Below are 23,327 nucleotides of genomic sequence, written 5' to 3'. Positions count from 1 at the left end.
TTATGATGTTACAAGCACTGACAACATTGTTTTCGGCGATTGCACAGCAAACTGCGGAGTTGACTGGTCTGGGGGCGGGGCTGGCGACCATTGCAGCGATTACAGCAGTCGGATTAGTATTGCTGATGGCAGTGATACAGGCCCTAACCAAGCGAAACATCTGGAACTACCTTTCACGCGTTAATGGAATCGGTGTTCTCGCCATCGGAACGGCGGTGTCAGTACTGTACGCGGTTGAAACCCAGAATTTCGAGTTACTGCGAGTGTACGGGACGCCGATTGCCGGCTTCCTGATCCTCGTGATTGGTATCAAATCCGAGCGGGTGTCTGGATATATTGGGCTGTTTGAGTGGCTGACACTGGATGATGCGCTACGGGCAATAATCGTCGCGGCCTCTGTACCAACGCTGGCTGTTGTAGTCAGTTCCGGCCCACAAAACGTGTCGATATCTACGTACTTGAGTGGGTTTCCAATTACCGGTCTACTGATTCTTGGGGTAATCGTAATCATCCCGGCAAAGAAACTGAAAGAGCCAGACGAGATGCAGGAACCAGACGACAACTAACGTTCAATCAGTTCACCGGTCTTAATGAGTGCCAGTGGGTCGTATCCGTCCCGGTAGACTGTGTAGAGATAATACGCAAACGAGAGTAAGACGAGCATCATCCCAATAACTATCCCGTCCATTGTTGCGTTCATGTCTAATATTAGGTAGGCTCCAATCATATTTGTTCGGGTCAGTCGTCGGTTACAGGATGTTCGACGAGCGAGCGGTAGACAGCTGGTTCTCTCCCCTTCCCGCCTTCCTTCGCTAACACTCCCGAATCGTGCATCGTCTCAAGACAGTCTCTAGCTGTCCTCTCACTGACGCCGATTGCTTGGGCAAATGCTTCGGGGCGAATCTCGTCGGTCTTCTTAAGCGCGGTGTTCCATATCTGGTCTCGCGATGTCCACTTCGCCATGTAGAAGATATCTTCACCACAAGAATGTAAAGGTTCGGTGCTATATCGCAAAAGAGATTCCGAGAACCGCTAAATCAGCCGATAGAATATATATTCTCCACAACCGGATGCGGAGCGGGGCGGGGGTGTATTTTTGCGCCCCGCAGGGGCGTGGCCTTAGCCACACCTCCTAAGGGGGTTTGCCCGCCGGATGGGACCGCGACCGGCGACGATCCGGGGAATAGACTGAGATGATAACAGAATAACTTGACCCGAAACGGTGGGGTAGGGGGCGGGCGCTATGTTACTTATAAAAGAACAGGTCGCAGAACAGTGATGCCTCTCAGCTGTCGGGCGTTATCGGAGGGTCCGAACCGGGCGCTCGTACTGCGTGCCGTCGATGCTGACCGCGACGATCGCGTCCAGCACGGTCGCTGGGTCACGACCGTCCTTCTTCCAGGCGCGCACCATCTCGCCGATTACCTCGCCGACGAGCGGTTGGTTCGTCGATTTATACTCCGAAAGCACCGTATCGATACGGACGACGGGGCGCTGCCCCTCGTACTCGGGCGCGTCGAACTCGGCCCCATACTTCGCGAGCCACCGATCGAACGCGCTCGACGCCGACTGCCGGACGTCTATGTCGACAAGATGGGCTGCCCGATCGGCTGCCGAATCGATCGCATGTTCGACGGACTCAACGAGCCCGCGTACCTCTTGGCGAAGCTTCTCCGAGACGAACCGGACGTGGCCGTTGTCGCTCGTGATGACGCCTTCCAAGCGCTGGAGCATCCGGTAGACCGTCGACACCGATGTGTCGGTCGCGTCAGCCAACTCCTGGGCGTGCATCCCTCCGTCAGTCGCAAGCGTCTCGGTCAACTGCCTGTCAGATGGAGCCATATCCCGAAGAACGGTCATCAGGAGGTGCTCCTGCTGGGCCTCCAGGCGCGGTAGCGGGTCCCCGTGGATCGGAACCGACGACTCCGCAGGGGCGGCTTCGAAGTGGTCGTCAGCGACGAAAGTCGTCCCGCCAGCGTCGACTGGTACGCCAGCCCATGAAAGCAGCGACAGCAGCCGCTCGTCGAGTTCTCGAATCACGTCGTGCCGGTCGGCCCACGCCACCGATCCCGTTGCCGTCCGACCCGCAGTGAACTTCACACCGAGCTTCGGGTGATACAGCGGATCGTCCGGGCTGAAGTTCTCCGGGTTCTCCGGCAGGTAGCTCTTGATTTGTCCACCGAGACGGTGCTGAGGGACCAGTTCCTGCGCACTCACAGACCCGTGTCTGAGTGCGTGATGGTGGCCCCGTTCCTCCTCGTTGTCCCACTTGTACTCGCCAACGGTTCCGTCCGCGTCCGACAGAAGCATCGTCAGCCGGTCGAAGACACTGCCGGTCCCGATGAGCTTCTCGTTCATCGAGCGCGTGAGCCGAAGATACCGCTCGACCGCGGTAAGGTGGCCATCGAATGGGGCGTCGAAGTAGCCGTGGTAGAGACCGACACCAGCGTCGTCGGCCAGCTCAAAGATTGCCCGCGCCAGCAGGCCCGGGAGTTCGTCGAGGTCGATGTTGGACGGCTGGGCGTGGACGCTCACACCCTCATCGGCCGCGCTGTGGTGAAAGGGGAACGTCAGTTTTTCACCATCCGGCTTTCGCATCCCCGGGAAGCGTGGCGAGACGTTGAAGTTGCACTTGCGCTCACCCTCGCCGTCGACGTGGATGTCGAACTCGTAGAGCGTGTCGCTGTCGACCGGATCTCTCGGGCGGGGGGCGATGCCTGAGGTCGAGTAGTTCAGTCGGAGATCGCATACTTCGCCGTCGATGACGATCTCGGAAACCTCGGTATAACCGTCGCATTCGTTGATAAGCAAGTCCGCGAGCGCCCAGTACGGGTCGAGCCCATCATAGTCCGAAGCGTCGCTGTTTCCTGACTCGACTGGGCCATAGTACAGCCACGCGTCGGCTTCGTGGATGTGAGGGGCGACCTGGCTCACTGGTCCTCACCCCCATCGGTCGCGAAGGCACCGAGCGTGGACGTCTTCGTTCGCGGACTCGTCTCGTTGGTATCGACGCCACCTGACTGGTGGGTGTCGACGAGACGCTGGGCGGCTGCCTTGTCACGTTCCCGTAGGTCCGCGGGCGTGACTTCGTCCTCACCGTCACAGCACTCACACGGGCGACGTGGCCCACAGGGGAGTCGGTCTGGCCGCTCGCCGTGGAGTTCGAGCCATTCCTCGCGCTGATCCAGACGCTGCATGATCTTTGCCCGCGGCTTTTCGAGCGGGTTCCGCGCTTTCTCGGCAAACCGGTTGTTTGCGAGTTTCCGCTCGATGCTTCGCCAAGCACGAACCCGCTCGATGCTGTCGATGCCGTCGATGAGCGAGAACACCAACTTGCGACGATCCGGATGCGACAGCAGGTCCTGGTCCAGCCACCGGGCAGGGTCCTCGCCGATATCCTCTTCGAGCCTTGGACAGCGCAGCCGCTCGCGTCGATCTCCTGCCTGCGTCGTCGACGGCATTACACACCGTCACCCCCGACAATTGAGGGATTGAGGATGATCGACCAGCGGAGCTGGGCGCACGTTTCTTCGCGACGATCCACGTCGTACCACCGACCGCGTAGGTGCTCGTCGATGATGCTCGCCGGCACGACAGCGATAGCGGCCAGTTCCTTCGCGGCGTCGGACTCGTAGACCGCCAGAAGGTACGTCTCGGCCTGCTCGACAAGCCAGCCGTGCTGGCCGCCATCTTTGCCCTTGAAACACCAGGAGCTGTGCACCGTCGCTGAACCTTTTGAGCGCTTGCGGACGCACGCCTTGATCTCCAATCGCGACCCCGATTCGACGAGCGGCGTCGCCCACCGAACGGGCACACCGGCCGATACCGTCGAGGGTTCGAATAGGCCAGTTGTGACGGCATCGAAGTGATCGTCTTCGTCGGCGGCCGCGTCAAGCGTGCCAATAGCATCGACAACCAACGTCTCAACGTCCGTCCCGATAGCCTTCGGCTGGGCGAACGCGTCGGTGCTCACTTGTCACACCCCCGAGTAATCAGCACTGATAACGGCGCCAGCAAATTCAAATAGGCTTCTGGAAAATGTTTAAATGCAGTCCGAAGAGCGTGTGACACTCTCGTGCGATTTCGATAATACCCGTCGCAAACAGAGGCACCCACTGAACTTTTTTCTCGTTCAACACTGTCCAGAGATTTCCCCCCGTCAGTCATCGGCTCGCCATCGTCCGGGCGAGCGCGACCACGGCGGTTCGCCTGTGCCCGGACGCGATTGGCCTGCCGTGGCTGGAACTCACAGAAGTGCCTCCAAATGAGCTGCCACTGCCGCTCACAGGGGCCACACATCTCTCTGGTTTCGCCGTCAGGCCACCGCATCCGGCAGGTCCGCCCGACTGCATCGCAGGAGTCGCACACATCATCGTGGGAGACCATCTACGCGTCACCTCCCTGCGTGTCCCACTCGAACTCGTGGTCAAGCGACGCGTCGCCGGCGAGTTTGGCGGCGAGCGTCTCCTCGGGATAGTCGTGATTCCCAAACTCGCTGGTGTCGGCGTCGTCGCCGGTATCGATACTTCGGTGGAGCTTCGACCCGTTTTTTGCTGTGAACAGGAGGGTCTCGACGTCTTTCTCGGAGACCGTTTCCCAGTCGTCAGGGAAGCACTGGTTACAAAAGCCGAGATTGTCCACGCGCGCGGAGTCGGCTGGGAGCGGCTGCCAGCGCCCGTCGGCCAAGCATGGCGTCTCCAGCGTGACTTGGGGCGTCATGGGCGACACCTCCGGCCGTCGTCGGTTGCTGGGCAGCGCTGGTCGTCCCCTTCTATGACTTGGCCACAGAACTCGCAGATGAGGGGGAGCCCCTCGGTAGAGCGACGGTCGAGGCTCACGCGGACCACCTCGTACTGACCGCTCTGGAGTGGTGGAGCGAAAGCGGTGAAATATACCGCTTTACTTTTATACGGAGTGGGGTCGGAGGGATTTGAACCCCCGATCGGCTGATATCTCCGTCCTGCGCCTCGGAACTCCAGAGGGTCATCGTCGCGAACCGGTGATCAGCCGGCCGCTCAGTATATCAGCCCTCGAAGTGTCGTCCCAGGCGCGTGGCCTCTGGAGTCAGCCGCCTTCCCGGACTAGGCCACGACCCCGCACTCCGGCGTAAGCCGACTCGCATTAAAGGGATTTCGATTGGCAGACGGCGCTCAGTCGCGGTCAGTGTCCGACCAGTCGCATTCTTGGCACTTGTATCCAGTGACAAATTCCAGCGCAGAGGGCATGTATCCCACAGAGATGACGTTTTCGCCACACTCAGGGCAGTCGTCATCGGCGTCTTCGATCGGCTCTGCATCCATGACGTCTTCGCCTTCGATGAGTTCGGCCAGGCTCTCGGGGGTCTGCATCCGACCCTGGACCACGCGATTGTCGCTCATACCGGACAGCCGAGCCTGAGAGGCCTAAAAGTTCTCCCTCGTCACAGCCACGGGGCGCGCTCTTGGTCAGGCTCGTACTCGACAGCGGCCCCTTCGTCGGTCTGCTCGTCGGCGGCGACGCCCTGGGACGCGCCGCCGTCGGCGAAGGCGGCGGTGAGGTCAACGGCGTCGGGTCGGTATTCCGTGTGACGCGTCCGGGCGTTCTCCGGATCGAACGACAGCAGTGCCGTGACGGCCAGCACGGCCAGCGCCACCGGCGCGTCGGTCGGCATCACGCCGAGGACAGAGAGGGCGAGGACACCGAGCGCGACAGCACTCCCGAAGCGGAAGCGGTCGATGTCGACGGCATTGCGGAGCCATGGACTCGCCAAAGCGACGGCGAGGGCGAAGCCGATACCGACGCCGGTGGTGGCGGCCGCGCGGAGCAGGACACCGGGTTCGATAGCGGTGACCAGCTTTGCGCCGGCGGGGTCGAGGCTCGCCAGTAGGCCGAGTCCGACGATGACGGCCGGCCGCGGCAGGTACTCGCCGATTCGGGCGCTTGCAGTCTGTGCGGCGATCGCGAGGATGACGAGGCCAGCGAAGCGTTCGAGAGTCCCCAGTTTGACGATCCCCGCGATCGTCGGGGCAAGGGCCGCTTCGACGAGCGCGATCGGCATCAGGACGGCCCCAATGATGAGTACCGCGCGCGCCTGCTGTCGGGGACCGCCTTCGAGTTCGGCTAACACGACGGCGACAGTGGCCGACCCGCCGAAGACGAGCAAACCCACTTCGAGGACGCCCATCCAGGTCGAGAGTGCCCCTGCGAGGACGAGCACCGGGAAGATGCCGTCGACAAGGGGGAGGCCCATTACGGTCGCCAGCAGCCGACCACCGCGGCCGACCTGCTGCTCAATGTCGAGTGCAATCGGGTGTCTAGAGATACTCATGTCGTGTTACGGTCGAGCGTAACCCAACTCCCGTCGGGAAGTTCTCACTCGGTCCTGACGCACACGACAGGCCTGCCAGAACTTGTTACCGAACCACGCGAACGTTGTGTTGCCCGACGCTGTGGACGTCATCTGACGGGCAGTACCGTTCCGTGCGGGTTCGGTGAGTCGCATGTTCATAATTATCCTTCATTCGCACATAACCGTTGCGTGAGAACTGCGCACATACGCCACCGCTTTTCCGGAATGCCCCGCTGTTTGTGGACGAATGTCTCACCTTCGGGACCAGGGCGTGACAAATGAGAGATCGATGGTGGATTTCTGGAAGGGGCTGCCGGGGACAGGTGTGGCATCGAACCCCACGTAGCACCGAGTCTCGCAACGTTTTTGCCGGACCGTCGTGGACGATTTACATGGCGAACGATTCCGAGCCTTTCTCAGAGAAGCTCCGAGTGCCGGAGGCGCTGACGTTCGACGATGTGCTCCTCAGACCCAAGGAGTCCCGCGTCGAACCAGACGAGGCAGATACCACAACACGGGTTTCGAAGTCGGTCGAACTAACCGTCCCTGTTGTCTCCGCGGCGATGGACACCGTCACCGAGAGCGATATGGCGATCGCGATGGCGCGGCAGGGTGGTATCGGCGTCCTCCACCGCAACATGAACGCCGACCAGATGGCGACAGAGATCGAGCGGGTCAAACGCGCCGACGAACTCATCATCCGCGACGTCGTGACGGCCAGCCCGAACCAGACCGTTCGAGAGGTCGACGAGATGATGGAACGCGAGGGTGTCTCCGGCGCACCGGTTGTCGGTGACGACAACGACGAAGTGCTGGGCATCATCTCCGGGACGGATATCCGCCCGTATCTAGAGGTCGGTGAGGACGACGCCGTCACGGATGCGATGACCGACGAAGTCGTCACCGCACCCGAGGACGTGACCCCCCGCGAAGCGCTAGAATTGATGTACGACCACAAGATCGAGCGCGTCCCGATAGTCGACGACGAGAACCGACTCGTCGGGCTGGTCACGATGCAGGGCATCCTCCAGCGCCGCGAGTACGACCAGGCCGCCCGCGCGGACGACGGCTCGCTCCGCTGTGGTGCCGCTGTCGGTCCCTTCGAGATGGACCGCGCACAGGTCGCCGACGACGCCGGTGCTGACATCCTGTTCATCGACTGTGCGCACGCCCACAACGCGAACGTCATCGAGAGCGCCCGTGAGATCAAGGCCGAAGTAGACGCCGACGTCGTCGTCGGCAACATCGGGACCCGAGAAGCCGCCGAAGCCGTCGTTGACTTCGCCGACGGCGTCAAGGTCGGCATCGGTCCCGGCTCCATCTGTACCACCCGTGTGGTCACCGGTGCCGGGATGCCACAGATCACCGCCGTCGCGCAGGTCGCCGACGTGGCGAGCCAGCACGACGTGCCGGTCATCGCTGACGGCGGTATCCGCTACTCCGGCGACGCCATCAAGGCCATCGCCGCGGGCGCGGACGCGGTGATGCTCGGCTCCTACTTCGCCGGGACAGACGAGGCTCCGGGCCGCGTCATCACGATGAACGGCAAGAAGTACAAGCAGTACCGCGGGATGGGCAGCGTCGGCGCGATGAACGAGGGCGGCGGCGAGCGCTACCTCAAGGACGACGAGGAGGGTGAGGAGTTCGTCCCTGAGGGCGTCGAAGCCGCGACGCCGTACAAGGGCTCGCTGGCCTCCGAACTCCACCAGCTCGTCGGCGGGATGCAGTCCGGGATGGGCTATGTCGGGGCCGAGACGATTCCCGAGTTCAAGCAGCGCGCCGAATTCGTGCGGGTCTCCGCGGCCGGACAGCAGGAAAGCCATCCACACGACGTGATGATTACGGACGAAGCGCCCAACTACAGCCCCGACAGCTAACGCTGACAACCGGAGTGGACGCAGAAAGCCGCAGCCGATTATAAGTCGGTTTCGCAGGCCGGACTACACGCCTCTTTCTGTGCTGCATTCGCGTCGGGATACGCTTTGAATGACTCACCACAGCTCGCACACTCGAACGTATCGAAGTCGGACATAGCGGCCCACTGTACTCGTGCCGCGGAAAAAATCATTTCGGGATCGCCGGTCAGTCGTAGTAGTCTTCGTCCAGCGGCAGCTCCGTCCCGGACGACGTGACTTTGTCGACGGTCGCCTCCAGACGGAGTGTCTCGCTGCACTCGGGGCAGATAACCGCCACGTCGACCTGTAGAGAGTCATCGGCGTCGTAGATTCCCAGAACCTCCGCATCAGAGGCGTACAGATACTCCGCCGACAGTTCGTGCTCGTGGTCGCGAGCGTAGTCGTACGTCATGCATGCCCGCTACACCCGGGTCTGTGTTGATGGTTTCGGCGGTTCTCAGTGACAGCACATACAGGGGACCCGCTCGAAGCGACGGTCATGAGCAACGTGGAAGTCGATGTCGGTTCCTGGGATGCGTTCCGAGACGCGGCAACCGCCGTTCGAAAAGCAGTGTTCGTCAAGGAACAGGGCGTCTCTGAGGATGAGGAACTCGATGGAAATGACTCGGAAGCCGTTCAGTTTCTGGCTCGTGACGACGAGTATCCCGTTGGGACTGCTCGGCTCCGGTTCCCCGAGCCCACGGTCGGCAGGGTCGAGCGAGTCGCGGTCCGTAAGCCCTATCGAGAGGATGGCGTCGGCGCGGCGTTGATGCAGGCCGTCGAAGCTGCCGCTCGTGACGATGGTGCAACCGAACTTAAACTCCACGCACAGACTCACGTTGAGCCGTTTTACCAGCAACTCGGCTATGAGACGGTCAGCGACGAATTCGAGGAAGCCGGCATCCCACACGTCAAGATGCGAAAACAGCTGGACGGCTGAGTTGCCCACCAGGCGGATCAGAAGGATATCGGATTCGCGCCACTCACGGTTTTATTCGCGGCGCAAGAATACGGGCCGGAAGGGATTTGAACCCTCGACCGACGGCTTAAGAGGCCGTCGCTCTGCCAGACTGAGCTACCGGCCCAGTGCACTCATTTCTCTGGACGGCCCGGTAAAATAGGTTTTCATTCGGACGCCTCGTGTCGGTCGGTCTCACGTTTCGTGCACACAATAGTCGGCTAGCGGCAATTGGACCTCGGCACGAGGGCTGGCGGGCGCGACTGTGACCGTTCTGGACGACGTTTGACGGCTTCTCAGACCAGCCTGTCAGGAGAGCGTTCCCAGTTGTTGGTGAAATAGCTGGCATTAAAGAGGCTTGACGCCAAGCGATACAGACACTAATGAGTACAGCCAGCGGCATCACGATGGCCTCTATGTCGACCTACGCCATCCTCGGGTGTGGGAGTGTTGGCCACGCCGTGGCGGAAGAACTCGTCGAGGAGGGGAAAGACGTACTCATCCTCGACGCGGACGAGGGGCGAGTGGAGGCGCTCCGTGACCAGGACCTCAACGCACAGCAGGCAGACATCTGCGAGACTGACGTTGCCCAGACGGTTGCCGACCGCGACGTGGTTCTCATCATGTCTCCGGACGTGAACGCCAACGCCGAGGCGGTGCAGAACATCCGCGAGTCCGGCGGCGAGCAGTTCATCGTCGCCCGCGCCGACGACCCGGTGTCCGCCGACGACCTCACGGAACTCGGTGCAGACGTGGTTATCAATCCCTCCGCGGTCATCGCGGATTCGGCACTTCGAGCGCTTGAAACTGGTGAACTGGAGTACAAGGCTTCCCAGCTCGGAGATGTCATCGACGGGACCGAGGAACGCATGGCGATACTCATCCACCGGTCGCCGGACCCCGATTCCATCGCCTCGGCGGCCGCATTGCGGGCCATCGCTGCGAGCCGTGACGTAGAAGCAGATATCATCTACGAGGGCGAGATCGGGCACCAGGAGAACCGTGCGTTCGTCAATCTCCTCGGCATCGAACTGACTTCGAACGAGGATGTCGACCTCGACGAGTACGACACGTTCGCGCTGGTGGACGTTGCCAAGGGCGGCGAACCGGCTATCGACTCGGTCGACATCGTTGTCGATCACTACGAGCACGAACACGAACTGGAACACGACGCCGCCTTCTCCGATATCCGGCCCAACATCTCGGCCACGTCGACGATTCTAACGAAGTACATCCAGGAACTCGATCTCAATCTCGACCAGAGCGTCGCCACGGCGCTGCTGTACGGCATCCGTGCCGAGACGCTGGATTTCAAACGGGACACGACGCCGGCAGACCTGACCGCCGCAGCGTATCTGTACCCGTTCGCCGACCACGACACGCTTGAACAGGTCGAATCGCCGTCGATGAGTCCGGAAACGCTTGACGTGCTCGCCGAGGCGATCCGGAACCGCGAGGTTCAGGGAAGCCACCTCGTCTCCAACGCCGGGTTCATCCGGGATCGTGACGCCTTAGCGCAAGCAGCCCAGCACCTCCTCAATCTGGAGGGGATTACGACGACAGCCGTGTTCGCCATCGCCGATGACACCATCTATCTCGCTGCCCGTTCGAAGGACATCCGGATGAACATCGGCAAGGTGCTGTCGGACGCGTTCGGCGGGATGGGGGAGACAGCAGGTCACTCCACCGACGCTAGCGTCGAGATACCGCTGGGCATCTTCACCGGCCTCGATACGAGCGACGACAACAGAGATACACTGCTGGAACTCACTGAAGAAGCGGTCAAACGGAAACTGTTCGAAGCGATGGGCGTCGACAGTTCCAGTAGCGAGAGTTCGAACGGAAACTAGGCGGGGACTTCTTCTTCTTCGTCGCCGGCCTCGGGCTGGCGGAGCCGTTCGACGATATCGCTGACGATGACGATATCGCCGACAGCCTGAACCCACCGGTACGGGATGATGACGCCTCGCGATGCGTTCACCTCTTCGTCAAACAGTTCTGTGTTAAGCTGGTGGAGTGCCAGCCCTGTCACTTCCTTTCGGTCGAGTTCCAGCCGAAGGTCTTCGACTTCGCCGACGAACACGCCGTTTTTCGAATACACCTCGCGACCCACGAGGGCTGTAATCTCCTGTGGCAGATTCTCCATTCCCATACGACGGTGGTTGGTCGGACGGCTTATAAAGCTTCTTTGCGACTGAAACGTCCGCAGTGCAGGGGATCAATACCACGCAGCAATCCTGGAATTGATTTTCAGGCTGATTCTGTCTCCCCAGTAGCACTGCCGCCACGCGGGTACCAGTCGCCTGTCTGGGTCGCGGGACTTTTGTCCCGCTCCCCCGTTCGCTCAGTATGCTCTCTCCCGGTGAACCTGCCCCGGATTTCGATCTACAAGGGACCGCTGACGGGGGTGTCGGTGCCTATCGGCTGTCGGCTGCGACGAACCGCGCGCCGGCAGTCGTGGCGTTCGTTCCCGGCGACGGCCCCGAGTCGCAGGCCGTCCTCAGTGCACTGGCCGACGCAGACTGGGCGAGCGTATCGGAGGCCGTGGCCGTCCTTGGTGTTCTCCCGGCAGATATTGACGACTGCCGGTCGCTCGCAGCGGCGCTGTCGCTTCCATACCCGTTGCTGGCCGACACCCACGGCGTCGCGACGCAGTTCGGCGTCAGAAAACAGGACGGGAGCGTCCAGCGAGCGGCGTTCGTCGTCGACCAGCGATGTCGGGTTCGGGGGGCGACTGTGTTCGACGAGACCGACGGGACCGCGCCACCCCTCGACGAAGTTCTGCGTGGTCTCGCCGAATTGTAGCTACTCACCGTGGTCCAGTTCGCCCTCTAACAGACCGTAGATGTACACGTCTTCGTAGCGGCCATCGCGGAACCAGTGGTCCCGCAGCGTCCCCTCTCGCTGGAACCCCGTCTTTTCGAGCACGCGCTGTGACCCTTCGTTACCGGCGAAGACCTTCGCGTACACCCGATGGAAGCGGCGCTCTCGAAAGGCGTACTCGGTGATCGTCCGGGCGGCGTCGGTCGCGTAGCCGTTGCCCCACGCGTCCGGCGTGAGCCAGTAGCCGAGTTCGGCCATCCCTATCCGGTCCGTAACGTCGTTCAGCCCGATAATGCCGACCGCCTCGCCATCGACACAGACGAGCAGATGCACGTCGTCGGTCTCGCCGCTGGCGACGGATTCGACCCACTCGCGCTCAGCCTCCTCGGAGATCGGCTCTGTGGCTGAGAGACCGTGTCTGACATCCGGGTCGTTGATCGTCTCTTGCAGGAACGACACGTCTTCGTCTTCGACCGTTCGGAGCGTTACCGTCTCGCCCCGGAGGAATACTGGTCCAGGCATATACAGACCGACGAGGGGGTACTGAAAGAAGCTTCGGAAGGTGTGTGAGAAGATTTCAAGGAGACCACTCATCAGCGAGCAGGCCGAACTCCAGTAGGTCGACGTACTCGCCGTCGACGAAGGCGTGGTCGCGCCGCCGTCCCTCCTGCTGGAATCCGACTTTTTCCAGCACACGTGCGGAGGCTGGGTTGGTGGTGTAGCAGTCCGCGCCGAGCTTGTTCAGTCGCAGTTCCTGAAACGCATACTGTGCGAGACAGTCGACGGCATCGGTCGCGTAGCCGTTGCCCCAGTGGTCCGGACAGATCGAGTACCCGAGCACACCAAATCCCCACGGATGGTGGTCCTCGTGAAGCATGCACGTCCCCACCGGCTCATCGTCCACACAGACGACAAAGTGCGTGTCGGCATCGCGGTTATCGAGGTCGTCGGTGGCAGGCTCGGAGAGCGGCTCGCTGAAACCGATATTGTGCCGGACCTGCGGCTCGTTTAAGAGCCGCTGTAACAGGTCGCTATCGGTTGCTTGCTGCGGGTGGAGCGTCACCCGTTCGCCGTGGATGAACACTGGTCCTGACATAGGTGAAACCAGTCGCAACTGACACAAGGCTGTTGTCGTAGTCTGTGAGGAGATACCATGCAAGTACTGGGCAGTAGAAAACGACACGGAAAAGGGAACTCAGTACTGTCCTGCGGTATGGGAACGCCGCTGGAGTCACGCGAGGAACAGGCAACGGAGGTCGTCGACCGACTGCACGAGGAATACCCCGACTCGGCGATTTCACTGAACTACAGCAACCGTCTGGAACTGCTGATTGCCGTCGTCCTCTCGGCACAGTGTACTGACGAGCGAGTCAACGAGGTCACGGCGGACCTGTTCGAGAAGTACCAGAGCGCCGAAGACTACGCCGAAGCCACCGAGGAGGAACTCGCCGAGGACATCTACGGCATCACGTTCCACAACAACAAGGGCGGCTATCTTCAGGGAATCGGTGAAATTCTGACCGGTGAACACGACGGCGAGGTGCCCGATACGATGTCGGCGCTGACAGACCTCCCGGGTGTCGGCCGCAAGACGGCGAACGTCGTCCTCCAGCACGGCCACGATGTCGTCGAAGGGATCGTCGTGGACACACACGTCCAGCGGCTCTCGCGGCGACTGGGGCTTACTGAGAAAGAGCGTCCGGAGGCTATCGAGCAGGATCTGCTGGACGTGGTGCCAGAAGGCGAGTGGCAGCAGTTCACCCACCTGCTCATCGACCACGGGAGAGCCGTGTGCGGTGCGCGGTCGGCCGACTGCGAGGCGTGCGTGCTCGCGGACATCTGTCCTTCCGAGAAAGGAGACAGCGACGTCGACCTCGCCAGCGGCGAGGCGTGGTAGCCCCGCACCGAGCGGCTCAGTCTTTGTCGTCACCGAGGCGTGCAGTGAGCACGGGCACGTCCGACGTCCGAACGACTTTTTCTGCGACGCTGCCGAGCAGATACCGCTCGATGCCCGTTCGACCGTGAGTCCCCATGACGATGAGGTCGATGTCGTTCTCGTCGGCGTAGTCAAGGATCGCGCTGTGTGGGGGGCCGCGTTCGATAGCGGTGACGGTATCGACTCCGTCGGCCTCGTCTGCCGCCGAGTCGACGATGGCCTGCGCGCGCTCCTGTAGCGATGAGTCGATGTTGTGCTCTTCGCCGACCATCCCCGGCTCCGATTCGTCGTGTTCCTCCGCAGTCATGCCGGTCGTCGCTCCCGCCGGGCCGGCTGAGGTCATGCCGATGTGCGGCGACGACGTATCGAGGACAGTCATGATGTGTAACGTCGCGTTGTGCGTTTCGGCGAGATTTCGCGCATGTTCCAGCGCGGCTGCTGCTCCGTCACTACCGTCCGTCGGAAAGAGAATGTGTTCGTACATTGGAACCACAGCTAGCGATGGACATGCAATGCTAATGAAACATCTAGTCTGTTCGCAAAAGCCGAGAATCAGGACCGCTATCGACAGCGCTCACGCCACGTACCGGAGGGCGTACCGAGCGACGCCGACCAGATACGCCAGCACCCAGAAGATGACGTAGCCGAACACGCCGATGCGGAGTCGCGAGCGCCAGTGGCTGAACGTCTCATCGCCGATTTCGTCCAGTAACAGATCCTCGTCGTACTCGTTGTAGAGGTCGTGTTCCCGCTTCGCCCGGAATATCCGGACGATGCCCGTTCCGCCGAAGGCAAGCAGCGCGTACGCTTGGAGGCCGAGCATCGCGTGGACAGCGGATAGGCCACCGAGCTGGTCTGGGAGCCGTGGGACCATCCAGAACACCATCGGGACGGTGGTCAACACCAACCCCGTCGTGACGAACTTCAGATGATGCACGAGCACGTCCCAGGTGACCGGCTCCGTCTCGATGATGTAGTACGCGCCGTACAGGAAACAGGGGAGGCTGAGACTCACCGACAGTAACGCGACTGTGGCCACGAGGCCGTCCGACACCATGGACCGACCTAGGGACAGTGCTCGCTAAAGACTGCCGGATGCAGAAGGTCAGAACTTGTAAGCCGTCGCGGTCCGTACACCCGAGCAATGGCCGACCCGGACTCGACGTCTCCCACGGAGGACGAGCGCGGGAACACCCCTGCGGACGCGGTAGCTGCCGAAACCGAGCCCGGCGAACACGGGGCTGAGGGCGACGGCGGTGAGACCGCCGGTGCTGGCGAGTCGGGCGATGACGGTGAGTCGGATGAGGAGCTTGATACGGAGGCGCTCCGGAAGCAAGTCGAGGGGAAGTACGACTTCGACAACTTCGGCCCGGCGGACATGGCCGAGATGACCGCCGAGGAATGGGACGTTGCCTTCGACGAGGACTCTTGGATCACCGGCGACGAACTCCTTGACCGGGTCACGCGGGACCTCCGAAGTCGCGTCGCAAGCCGCGACGTGTTCGCCCGTATCGAACGCCATCGGGATCCGCCGCGGGTGCTTGCGTACTCCGACGAAGGCTACGCGGTCGTCTACCCAGACGGAAGCCTCGAAGGAGAGGGAACCGTCATGCGTGACGTAAAGCCCACGGTCGCGCTGTGTTCGATGGACTCCTATGACGTGCCCGAGGACGTTCCCGACAGGCCTCTCCCCCAACCGGAGGAGGTCCCCGAAGGTGGCGGCGAACTTGGCAACTGGATGCTACAGGCGATCGCCGGGGCACAATTTTTGGCTGGGATTGCCCTGCTCGGAGGTGCGGTTCTTGCGACCGCCGGCGTCATCGGCAACAGGGGGACCAGCATTGCACTGCTGGTCGTGGCTGGCGTCGCCTTCATCGGCGTGTCGCTCGTCCTCTTTTTCACCGTCGCAAACGCGAGGCTCTCGGACACGTTCCGCTCTGAGGAGTACCGGGACAGACTGCGGGCCATCGGGCTTGAGGATGGCGAGCGACCGGAGTTCGTTCCGGAGCTCAGCCCGCAGAATTCGCGGTCTGAAGCGGGGGCTGGCGAAACTGACGAAGCCGGGTAATGACGGTTCCTGCGGGTGGTATTCGGTGGGTTTATACAAACTCAGTCCTGATTCCAGAGTGTATATGAACAGACGGGAGTTCGTCCGGACAGCAGGGGGGGCCGCCGGTGCCGCGGCGACCCTCAGTGCCACCGGCGCAGCCGCCGCACAGGAGGAAGGCGGTGGCGGTGGCGAAACCGTCCCGGACTACGGCGGTTTCCTGGATCAGGTCAGTAACTTCGACGGGTCAACCGCTGACGCGACCGGACAGGATACAGCAACTGTCGAGGTCGGCGTGAAGGCCAACGGAGGTGCCTTCGGGTTCGGTCCGCCCGCTATCCACGTCGACAACGGCGCAACCGTCCAGTTCGAATGGACGGGCAACGGCGGCGGCCACAACGTCGTCTCGAAGGGCGACGGACCACTGGACTCTGGCAGTTCGACTTCCAGTGCCGGCGTCAACTACGAACACACCTTCGAGGAAGACGGCATCTATCCCTACTACTGTTCGCCCCACCAGGGGCTCAACATGAAGGGTGCTGTCGTTGTCGGCGAGGAGTATGCGACGCAGACAATCGGTGGCGGCGGCCCCGTCGAGGTCGCTCCCCACGAAGCTGGCGTCCCGATACAGCCACACTACGTCGGGTTCGGCGCTGGACTCGCAGTCATCATCCCGCTTATCTTCACCTTCTTCCAGCTGAAGTACGGCGAGTCGCCCCACACTAGCGGAGGGAACAACTGATGGCATCCGAAGGCTCCACCTACGGTGACATCCACCGATACGAACCGCCGCGCGAGAGCACAGCAGCGGCCGTCGGCATCGTACTCCTGACAATTATCCAGGTTGGCCTTGTCGGACTCTTCACCTACGGCATGATCGCCGGGTGGGCGTCCGGCATCGGCACGTCGCTGACACTGCGGCTCATCGAGGCCAACATGTTCATGGGCGGCGTGTTGACGGCGATCTTCATCGACCTGGCGTTCATCATGCTGCTGTACCGCAAGGAGTTCCTCCCCGACGTGATGATCGTCAAGAAGCGCCGTCGCAAATGGGAGGACCTCTACATCCGTCAGGAAGACGTCGACGGAACGACGGTGGCGGACGGCGACAAGCTCGCAGAGACATTCAAACGCGCAGTGTACCCATACTACAAGAAATAATATGCCACTTGATGAAGACAAATACCCGGCTGAAACAGGCCGTCGCCGCTTCGTAAAGGGCGTCGTCGGAAGTGCGGCACTCTCCGGCGTTGGTGTCGGTGGTGCAGCAGCCGTCGACGCGACGACAGACGCCGCTGGCGAAGGTGGCGGGACGACCCCGTTCGTTGCCGTCGAGAACATCGGCGGACCGGCCCCGCGGGGGATGCCGATCATTCCTATCGAGATTAACGGTGGCGAGATCAGCGGGCACTGGCCGGAATACGATGAGGAAGCCGGTGCGGCCGTTGCACCGGACTTCGGTGGAAGCGGTATCGACTACACCTCCCAGTGGTTCCAGTACTGCGGTATCCAGAGCAGTGAGGCTGTCTACCCGCAATCGGACCGGAACAGCACATTCCTCAACGACACTGGGTCCTTCTCTTGGCAGGGTGAGTACGAGTCCGGTAAACCAGTCACAGTCGATATGTTCACTGACTACGAGGACTGGGGCAACGGCATCGGCGACTCCGGCCTCGGGAAGCCAGCAAGTGTCGCTTGGCGGACCAACAGCGAGGGAAGCGATGGGGTTCCGGTGCAGATCATCAGGTCACCTGAGGTTGAGAAGATGGCCAACGGCGAGGGCGAGTACGCGGAGCTTCCCGGAAGCGTCCAGTCGTTCATTTCCGAGGCGACAGATCAGGGCTTCATCGCCTGGCTGAACAAGTGCACGCACTTCTGCTGTGTGCCAGGGTTCAAAACGCAGAGCGGGAGCGCCAACTTCGGTGCGGCCAACGACATCTACTGTCAGTGCCACCAGTCCGTGTACGACCCGTTCAGCCCTGTGCAAGCGACGTTCGTGGCGCTGCCACGCCCACCACTGACGGAGTAACCAATGAGTCTCGAACGCAAAGACGAACACGACCACAAAGGCTGGATGGAATCGCGCGAGCTGACGCCGGTAGAATCGGTGTACCTGACCGTGCTTATCTGGCTCGATCGGCGGCTGCGCGTCGTTGACTATCTGGAGATCCTCGAAGATCTCTACTACAAGGTCAACATGCAGATGCCGAAGAGCCACACGGAACAGTACAACCTCGACAACAAGTTCTGGTACTGGTACCCACTGTACGCACTCGGGTCGTTCTCGACAGTTGCGTACATCGTTGCTGCGATATCAGGCGCGCTGCTGGGCTTCTACTACGCTCCGGCCGCCGCGGCTGCCGACGGGTCGCCCACGGTCGCGTACGATTCAGTGATGCTTATCATGGGCCAGCTCAATCTCGGCTACTTCCTGCGCTCGGTCCACCGCTGGGCCGCGCAGATTATGGTCGCCGCGGTGTTCCTCCACATGCTCCGTGTGTACTTCACCGGGGCATACAAGGAGCCGCGCGAGCTGAACTGGCTCATCGGTATCGTCCTGATTTCGCTGACGCTGGTGTTCGGATACACCGGCTATCTGCTGCCGTGGAGCCAGCTCTCGTTCTGGGCCGGCCAGATCGGCGTTGAAATGTCCCTCTCCATCCCACTTATCGGTGAGTGGGTCGCACAGCTGATGTTCGGCGGGTTCACACTCTCGCAGGCCACGCTACAACGGATGTACATCCTGCACGTGTTCTTCCTGCCGTTCATCACGACTGCCATCATCGCGGTCCACATTGGCATTGTCTGGATGCAGGGGATCGCTGAACCACACTAATACTATGAGCGACAACGACACAGACGACGTTCGCACGGACGGTTCCGGCACCGGTATCGTCTCGCCGGACGACGAGACCCCCGCATGGTCCGAACGCAAAGAGCGGACCCAGGGGCTCTCCCGGCTGACGTACGAGTACTTCGAGCGGGCGCGCCGCGAGGACCAAGACCTTCGCCAGCAGTCGGATTACGTCGAGCGCGACGTGCTCGCGTTCCCGGCTTGGCCCCACGAGATGATGCGCAACATCGCGCTCACCTCCTTTTTCGTCGGGATGATCCTGTTCGTGGCGGCGACACTCCCGCCGGAGATGCCGAATCCGGCGAACTCCAGCGTGACGCCGGCGATTATCCTGCCGGACTGGTATCTCTACTGGTCCTTCGGCCTGCTCAAGCTCGGCCCGCTGAACCCCGACCTGAGCATCCTCGGCGGTTCGAAGCTCATGGCTGACCGAACCTACGGTGTGCTGGCAAACGTCGTGGTCGTCGGCTTCGTTGCCATCGTCCCCTTCCTGAACAAGGGGTCCGCCCGCCGTCCCGTCGAGCAGCCGTTCTGGGCCGCCGTCGGGATGTCCGGCGTCATCTTCAGCCTGACCATCGCGGCGCTGTCGATCAAGAACCTCGCCCCGATAGCTCCCCACCTGCTGTTCGACCTGACGTTCCTCGTCCCCATCATCAGTGCGACGATTACCTACGCGGTGCTCAAGACGATGCGCGAGGGCTACATGTTCGACCTCAACCGTCGGTACTACCGGCTACGACCGCCGAAGTAACCCCGGTCAGTACTTTTCTCCGTCGTTTCTCACGTTCTCTGCTCGTGGCTGTCGCAAGCGGTGGCGACTCGTCTCGCCGCAGTAAAGTGGCTCCCGTCCCTACTAGTACCGATGACAGAGGACCAGTCAGCGGGGACTGAAGACGGTTCGGATCGGCGGGACGTTGTGGTGCCGCTGCGCGTGTACAAGGCCGTGACAGTGTTTTCGACGCTGTTTGCGGTCGTCAGCGTCGTCGCCGGCTTCATCCTCGTCGACGTGGCGACACAGCGGGCGTCAGCGCCCGCCTCGGAGATCGATGTGCCGGTCGGCATCGCCGGAATCGCGTGCATCCTCGCTGGCACAGTCGTCTATGCGTTTTCGACACGGTTCCGGACCGAGGAAATGGGAAAGTCTAAAGACGACGCTACCTAACGTTCGGATAATGGCTGACGAGTTCATGAAGGGGTTCGCGTGCCTCATGGTCGGCGGACTGGGTTGGATGACCATCAAAGGATGGTACAACACGCCGAGTTTCGAGGGGGCACAGCTCACGGGCGAACTTACTATCGAGGAACCGACCACGTTCGACCAGATCGCCCTGTTCATGGGCGACGCGTTCTTTTGGTTTGCGGTGCTGGGCGCACTGACTTTCTGGGTCGTGCTCCCGCTGATTAGTGAATTCCAGGCGTATCTCAACGAGCGGTCGGCGTAAGTAGCCTTTTTCACGGGACCGACGCCGAACTCAGTTCGGAGTCTGGTCGACTGGCGTAACGTCTTCGTCACGCACCTGAATGCCGCGCGAGCGAAGCGCCGTAGCGAATTTTGTTGGTGACACCCCGCCGTACGTCGCCGCCTCTTCGAGTGTGAGTGTTTCCCCGCGATACAGTGTCAGCGCCGTTGTGAGGGACCTGTGTGACATTTTGGTCTACATCGATATCCATGCAGCGGTGGCATTAAACTATTTCGCCCAATACTAGACCAAACTGTCGATAATAGTGCTCAGAAGCAAACGATAACTCAATTAAGTAGCATAGAACTATACAGACGAACGATATGGCCTAGCAAGTAGTTACCGACCGCATACACGAGGTTATCGATAAGCGCGGCTGCTGAATTGTCGCACTCGAAGTCCGCAAAAGGAGAAACCGTGTTTAGACGATGGCGCTCCAGGGACCCTTGATGACCCAGAACAGGCTCTGGTAGCCCGCGTACATGAACACTACGAGGGCGGCGACGATGGCTCCCTTCGGCCGTTCGAGCGGAATGTCACGGCGCGCCTCGACTTTCCGGGACTCGAACTCGAAGAAGTCGGTGATGACTGCACCGAGTACGAGTACAGACAAGACCATTCCACCGTGGTGGTGGAGCGTCATGTAGAAGAACGACAGCACGATCAGCGCGATGTTGGTGAACGTGTGTGCCGGGTGGCGGCTGATCGCGTCCGCGCCACCGTTTTCGTACTGCTTGACGTGGCTTCTGTGGGCGAGCTGCCGCGTGAGGAAGTTGACGATTACCACTCCAAAAATGATGTACTCAATGAGGAACGAACCGCCGACTGTGGGGTTCCCCAGAATGGTATCCAGTGGCCCAAAGAGCGTTACGGATGGCTGCATATCCAAAGCTCTGTCCACCGTCCATTAGTGTCTTTCCAATCTCACTCGAATCTGGACTGGCTCTTGTCGACGACAGCGGTCCGAACAGGGGACCCGAGCGAGATCGTGATACGCTCCTGATAGCTAACGGGGCGCGAGATCCGGTCATCAACAAGTAATTCGACAGTCGCCTCGTCGCGCTCAATCGAAGCACTGAGTCCGTCGACTGGCAACACCCAGTGGTCCGGGTCAGTCGCAAACGGTGCGATCGGTGCTACCACTGCCTGGTCCGACGGTGCCAGAATCGGGCCGCCGACACGGTGGGCGTAGCCCGGTGAGCCAGCGGCCGTCGCAATTACGACACCGTCGGCCCGGAACTGTCCGATGCGGTCAGCCGTCGATGCAATAGTGAACTCGGAGATGCGGGCCGCGTCGGCAGTCACGAGAGTCACGTCCCAGAATGCCTGTTCGACCGTCCCGTCAGGCATTGTCACGTGGAGGACCGGATGCGTCTCAATCCGGGCATCAGCGAGTCCCGACACAGCGGCGACGGCGTCGTCGCGTGGCACTGACCGGACGCCGCGACCCGCCGCGACCGGTAACACAAGCGGGTCACCCTCGGCCCGTGCCACGGCGGCGACGGCGTCCTCGCCGACGGCGACGACCCGGTCAGTATCCGGAACCGCGCCGTCACTACCCCGCTCAACAGCTATGCCGGCGTCTCGAAGCACGTCTGCCAGGGCGTCGTCACCGACCACACCAACGGGGGTTCCCATCACCTGAAACTCCGGGCCGGCGGAAAAAAACCTGCCGCACTTCGCGCGATCAGTTCAAATATCGAGGCGACGGCGGGCGTATTCGACGAGAATCGGCATGTCAGAGAGGTGGGTGAGTTTCGCAATCGCCCGCCGGTCGCCGCCGTTGATCTGCCTGAGGGTATCCTGGCCGGTGCTTCGGAGATCGGCCATTAGCTGATCGTATCGCTCGTTCGGGGCGAGATACAGCAGTTCCGTCATCATCAGGCGGGCGTTGTGTTTCGGGGCTACCTCGCTGTGCCAGAGCTGATCGTAAACAGAGAGGTTCTCCGCCGACGTATCGGGTTCGTCGGGCTTGAGCGCCGAATCGGCTGTCGCGGCTGCGGCGCGGGCCGATTTCATCCCTTTGTGTATCCCCTCTCCCCACAGCGGGTCGACAGTCGGGACGGTGTCGCCGATAGCCATGAAGTTGTCCGTGCTCATCGAATCGGGTGGCTGGATGTGGGCCGATCCGCGGTGGGCCTGTGTGCCCTCAATTCGCTCGGCGTCGTCGAATCTTGGGTCCGAATCGAGCCAGTACTCCAGATAGTCGTCGATGCCCATCCCGTCTTTGGCGTACTTCTGGTGGGAGCCGTTCTGGATGTAACAGAGACCGACCTTCGCCGTATCCTCACCGGTGTGGAAAATCCAGGAGTAGCCACCCGGGGCGAGGTCGTGATCGAGGCGGAGCATCATCGCGTCCCTGAGGTCGGCGTAGTCGTCGTGGTTGACTTCCACGCCCTCGAGCTCGTACTCGACGCCGATGGCCTGGTGGTCCCGCTGGAGGTTACACACGTCGAGTTTCTTCGCCAGCGGCGCGGCAGGGCCGGTGGCGTCGATGACGATGTCTGCGTACACCTCTTCGTCGCCGTCGTAGCGGACGCCGACGATCTCACCGTTCTCCATGATCGGTGCCGAGACGCGGGAGTCAAAGCGGTAGGTCGCGCCCTTATCGCGCCCCTCAGAGACGAGCCACTGTTTGAACTCCGCGAACTCCAAGACTGCGCCGGTCTGACTGCGGACGTAATGGTCGTTGGGGGACTCAAGCACGACGTTGTCTGTGTAGTTCATCACCACGTCATCAGGAATCGCAAAGCCCGTCATCGCCGACATAAACGTCCCGGCGGTAGACTTGTTGCTCTGACGCGGGAACCCGTCTTCGGGCTCGCTTTCGAGAACGAGCACCTCGTAGTTTCGCTCCGCTAGATCACGGGCACACTGCGCCCCGGCAGGGCCGGCTCCGGCTATTACCACGTCAAAGCGCTCGCGCATGGTTGTGGGTATTCCCTGTCAGTAATCAGTCTTTCCGAATACACCGAGGGCGTTCTCGAAAGGGTAAAGACGGCCCCACTACCATGACGGGAACACCC

Annotated in this window: 32 protein-coding genes and 2 tRNA genes; 14 read left to right on the top strand and 20 right to left on the bottom strand. The window is 61.4% G+C overall.

What is annotated here, in order from left to right; genetic code table 11:
• Positions 1 to 2: 2 nt before the first annotated feature.
• A complete protein-coding gene (locus tag IEY38_RS08325) occupies positions 3 to 566 on the top strand; it encodes a hypothetical protein (RefSeq protein ID WP_229775249.1) in 564 nt (187 codons plus the stop codon).
• On the opposite strand, the gene IEY38_RS08320 is transcribed toward IEY38_RS08325, so the two are convergent.
• The 9 genes from IEY38_RS08320 to IEY38_RS08280 all read right to left on the bottom strand — a co-directional run bounded on the left by IEY38_RS08320 (position 563) and on the right by IEY38_RS08280 (position 6,307).
• A complete protein-coding gene (locus tag IEY38_RS08320; RefSeq protein WP_188976911.1) occupies positions 563 to 700 on the bottom strand; it encodes a hypothetical protein in 138 nt (45 codons plus the stop codon). The genes IEY38_RS08325 and IEY38_RS08320 overlap by 4 nt on opposite strands.
• A 38-nt stretch (positions 701 to 738) precedes the next feature.
• Positions 739 to 963 carry a hypothetical protein gene (locus tag IEY38_RS08315; protein ID WP_188976909.1) on the bottom strand — a complete coding sequence of 75 codons (225 nt, stop codon included), beginning with the start codon at positions 961 to 963 and terminating at the stop codon, positions 739 to 741.
• A 336-nt stretch (positions 964 to 1,299) separates the two neighbouring features.
• On the bottom strand, positions 1,300 to 2,934 hold the full coding sequence (locus IEY38_RS08310; protein WP_188976908.1) for a winged helix-turn-helix domain-containing protein: 1,635 nt from the start codon (positions 2,932 to 2,934) through the stop codon (positions 1,300 to 1,302).
• Positions 2,931 to 3,461, bottom strand: a complete 531-nt coding sequence (locus tag IEY38_RS08305; protein WP_188976907.1) for a hypothetical protein — start codon at positions 3,459 to 3,461, stop codon at positions 2,931 to 2,933. Before IEY38_RS08305 ends, IEY38_RS08310 begins: the two co-directional genes overlap by 4 nt.
• Entirely contained in the window at positions 3,461 to 3,973 is a 513-nt protein-coding gene (locus IEY38_RS08300) for a hypothetical protein (RefSeq protein ID WP_188976906.1), read from the bottom strand. The genes IEY38_RS08305 and IEY38_RS08300 overlap by 1 nt, the downstream gene beginning before the upstream one ends.
• Positions 3,974 to 4,386: 413 nt before the next feature.
• Complete coding sequence (locus IEY38_RS08295; RefSeq protein WP_188976905.1) at positions 4,387 to 4,719, bottom strand: hypothetical protein; 333 nt, start codon at positions 4,717 to 4,719, stop codon at positions 4,387 to 4,389.
• A 196-nt stretch (positions 4,720 to 4,915) separates the two neighbouring features.
• Positions 4,916 to 5,096 (bottom strand) — tRNA-Trp (locus IEY38_RS08290).
• A 54-nt stretch (positions 5,097 to 5,150) separates the two neighbouring features.
• Positions 5,151 to 5,378, bottom strand: coding sequence for a DUF5795 family protein (locus IEY38_RS08285; protein ID WP_050037997.1), 228 nt, complete (start codon positions 5,376 to 5,378; stop codon positions 5,151 to 5,153).
• Positions 5,379 to 5,419: 41 nt separating this feature from the next.
• Positions 5,420 to 6,307, bottom strand: a complete 888-nt coding sequence (locus tag IEY38_RS08280; protein WP_005534605.1) for a DUF5794 domain-containing protein — start codon at positions 6,305 to 6,307, stop codon at positions 5,420 to 5,422.
• A gap of 413 nt (positions 6,308 to 6,720) precedes the next feature.
• On the opposite strand from IEY38_RS08280, the gene guaB reads away from it, so the two are divergent.
• Positions 6,721 to 8,205, top strand: coding sequence for an IMP dehydrogenase (gene guaB, locus IEY38_RS08275; protein ID WP_170096011.1), 1,485 nt, complete (start codon positions 6,721 to 6,723; stop codon positions 8,203 to 8,205).
• Positions 8,206 to 8,410: 205 nt separating this feature from the next.
• Here the strand turns inward: guaB and IEY38_RS08270 are convergent, their stop codons facing one another.
• Positions 8,411 to 8,635, bottom strand: a complete 225-nt coding sequence (locus IEY38_RS08270; RefSeq protein WP_170096010.1) for a hypothetical protein — start codon at positions 8,633 to 8,635, stop codon at positions 8,411 to 8,413.
• Between the two features lie 87 nt (positions 8,636 to 8,722).
• On the opposite strand from IEY38_RS08270, the gene IEY38_RS08265 reads away from it, so the two are divergent.
• Positions 8,723 to 9,163 (top strand): GNAT family N-acetyltransferase, encoded by a 441-nt coding sequence (locus IEY38_RS08265; RefSeq protein ID WP_188977353.1) that lies wholly within the window; start codon positions 8,723 to 8,725, stop codon positions 9,161 to 9,163.
• 71 nt (positions 9,164 to 9,234) lie between these two features.
• Here the strand turns inward: IEY38_RS08265 and IEY38_RS08260 are convergent.
• Positions 9,235 to 9,308: transfer RNA gene (locus IEY38_RS08260), tRNA-Lys, on the bottom strand.
• Positions 9,309 to 9,564: 256 nt separating this feature from the next.
• On the opposite strand from IEY38_RS08260, the gene IEY38_RS08255 reads away from it, so the two are divergent.
• A complete protein-coding gene (locus IEY38_RS08255) occupies positions 9,565 to 11,031 on the top strand; it encodes a DHH family phosphoesterase (RefSeq protein ID WP_005534613.1) in 1,467 nt (488 codons plus the stop codon).
• On the opposite strand, the gene IEY38_RS08250 is transcribed toward IEY38_RS08255, so the two are convergent.
• Positions 11,028 to 11,327, bottom strand: coding sequence for a PRC-barrel domain-containing protein (locus IEY38_RS08250; RefSeq protein WP_005534615.1), 300 nt, complete (start codon positions 11,325 to 11,327; stop codon positions 11,028 to 11,030). The genes IEY38_RS08255 and IEY38_RS08250 overlap by 4 nt on opposite strands.
• A 203-nt stretch (positions 11,328 to 11,530) precedes the next feature.
• Between IEY38_RS08250 and IEY38_RS08245 the strand changes: the two genes are divergently transcribed.
• A complete protein-coding gene (locus IEY38_RS08245; RefSeq protein WP_188976904.1) occupies positions 11,531 to 11,986 on the top strand; it encodes a redoxin domain-containing protein in 456 nt (151 codons plus the stop codon).
• Here IEY38_RS08245 and IEY38_RS08240 read toward each other — a convergent pair whose 3' ends face one another.
• Together IEY38_RS08240 and IEY38_RS08235 are read right to left on the bottom strand one after the other, a co-directional pair.
• Entirely contained in the window at positions 11,987 to 12,526 is a 540-nt protein-coding gene (locus IEY38_RS08240; RefSeq protein WP_188976903.1) for a GNAT family N-acetyltransferase, read from the bottom strand.
• A gap of 55 nt (positions 12,527 to 12,581) precedes the next feature.
• Positions 12,582 to 13,100: a GNAT family N-acetyltransferase gene (locus IEY38_RS08235; protein WP_188976902.1), complete on the bottom strand. Its 519-nt coding sequence runs from the start codon at positions 13,098 to 13,100 to the stop codon at positions 12,582 to 12,584.
• 117 nt (positions 13,101 to 13,217) lie between these two features.
• Between IEY38_RS08235 and nth the strand changes: the two genes are divergently transcribed.
• Complete coding sequence (gene nth, locus IEY38_RS08230) at positions 13,218 to 13,901, top strand: endonuclease III (protein WP_188976901.1); 684 nt, start codon at positions 13,218 to 13,220, stop codon at positions 13,899 to 13,901.
• Between the two features lie 16 nt (positions 13,902 to 13,917).
• On the opposite strand, the gene IEY38_RS08225 is transcribed toward nth, so the two are convergent.
• Positions 13,918 to 14,424, bottom strand: coding sequence for a universal stress protein (locus IEY38_RS08225; protein ID WP_188976898.1), 507 nt, complete (start codon positions 14,422 to 14,424; stop codon positions 13,918 to 13,920).
• 90 nt (positions 14,425 to 14,514) lie between these two features.
• Positions 14,515 to 14,997: a DUF7321 family protein gene (locus IEY38_RS08220; protein ID WP_188976896.1), complete on the bottom strand. Its 483-nt coding sequence runs from the start codon at positions 14,995 to 14,997 to the stop codon at positions 14,515 to 14,517.
• Positions 14,998 to 15,084: 87 nt separating this feature from the next.
• On the opposite strand from IEY38_RS08220, the gene IEY38_RS08215 reads away from it, so the two are divergent.
• From IEY38_RS08215 to IEY38_RS08180, 8 genes are all read left to right on the top strand, one after another.
• Positions 15,085 to 16,008, top strand: a complete 924-nt coding sequence (locus IEY38_RS08215) for a DUF7319 domain-containing protein (RefSeq protein ID WP_188976894.1) — start codon at positions 15,085 to 15,087, stop codon at positions 16,006 to 16,008.
• 64 nt (positions 16,009 to 16,072) lie between these two features.
• Positions 16,073 to 16,729, top strand: coding sequence for a halocyanin domain-containing protein (locus tag IEY38_RS08210; protein ID WP_170096001.1), 657 nt, complete (start codon positions 16,073 to 16,075; stop codon positions 16,727 to 16,729).
• Positions 16,729 to 17,148: a DUF7318 family protein gene (locus IEY38_RS08205; protein ID WP_170096000.1), complete on the top strand. Its 420-nt coding sequence runs from the start codon at positions 16,729 to 16,731 to the stop codon at positions 17,146 to 17,148. The genes IEY38_RS08210 and IEY38_RS08205 overlap by 1 nt, the downstream gene beginning before the upstream one ends.
• A gap of 1 nt (position 17,149) precedes the next feature.
• Entirely contained in the window at positions 17,150 to 18,016 is an 867-nt protein-coding gene (locus tag IEY38_RS08200) for a ubiquinol-cytochrome c reductase iron-sulfur subunit (RefSeq protein WP_170095999.1), read from the top strand.
• A gap of 3 nt (positions 18,017 to 18,019) precedes the next feature.
• Positions 18,020 to 18,823, top strand: coding sequence for a cytochrome b (locus tag IEY38_RS08195; RefSeq protein ID WP_005534629.1), 804 nt, complete (start codon positions 18,020 to 18,022; stop codon positions 18,821 to 18,823).
• A 4-nt stretch (positions 18,824 to 18,827) separates the two neighbouring features.
• Positions 18,828 to 19,592: a cytochrome bc complex cytochrome b subunit gene (locus IEY38_RS08190; protein ID WP_188976893.1), complete on the top strand. Its 765-nt coding sequence runs from the start codon at positions 18,828 to 18,830 to the stop codon at positions 19,590 to 19,592.
• A 111-nt stretch (positions 19,593 to 19,703) separates the two neighbouring features.
• Positions 19,704 to 20,003, top strand: a complete 300-nt coding sequence (locus tag IEY38_RS08185; protein WP_188976891.1) for a DUF7315 family membrane protein — start codon at positions 19,704 to 19,706, stop codon at positions 20,001 to 20,003.
• Between the two features lie 10 nt (positions 20,004 to 20,013).
• Positions 20,014 to 20,283, top strand: a complete 270-nt coding sequence (locus IEY38_RS08180; RefSeq protein ID WP_004517812.1) for a DUF7314 family protein — start codon at positions 20,014 to 20,016, stop codon at positions 20,281 to 20,283.
• Between the two features lie 30 nt (positions 20,284 to 20,313).
• Here the strand turns inward: IEY38_RS08180 and IEY38_RS08175 are convergent, their stop codons facing one another.
• From IEY38_RS08175 to IEY38_RS08160, 4 genes are all read right to left on the bottom strand, one after another.
• Positions 20,314 to 20,490 carry a DUF7317 family protein gene (locus IEY38_RS08175; protein WP_188976889.1) on the bottom strand — a complete coding sequence of 59 codons (177 nt, stop codon included), beginning with the start codon at positions 20,488 to 20,490 and terminating at the stop codon, positions 20,314 to 20,316.
• 232 nt (positions 20,491 to 20,722) lie between these two features.
• Entirely contained in the window at positions 20,723 to 21,184 is a 462-nt protein-coding gene (locus IEY38_RS08170) for a DUF7313 family protein (protein ID WP_170095996.1), read from the bottom strand.
• A 41-nt stretch (positions 21,185 to 21,225) separates the two neighbouring features.
• Entirely contained in the window at positions 21,226 to 21,939 is a 714-nt protein-coding gene (locus IEY38_RS08165) for an NAD(+)/NADH kinase (RefSeq protein WP_188976886.1), read from the bottom strand.
• Between the two features lie 54 nt (positions 21,940 to 21,993).
• The gene (locus tag IEY38_RS08160) at positions 21,994 to 23,229 is read right to left on the bottom strand and encodes a digeranylgeranylglycerophospholipid reductase (protein ID WP_188976884.1); all 1,236 of its coding nucleotides are present in this window, start codon (positions 23,227 to 23,229) and stop codon (positions 21,994 to 21,996) included.
• Positions 23,230 to 23,327 lie beyond the last annotated feature (98 nt).

Origin of the sequence: Haloarcula sebkhae (assembly GCF_014647415.1) — an archaeon.
GTDB classification, from domain to species: Archaea; Halobacteriota; Halobacteria; order Halobacteriales; family Haloarculaceae; genus Haloarcula; species Haloarcula sebkhae.
This window is presented reverse-complemented; position numbering and strand designations above follow the sequence as displayed.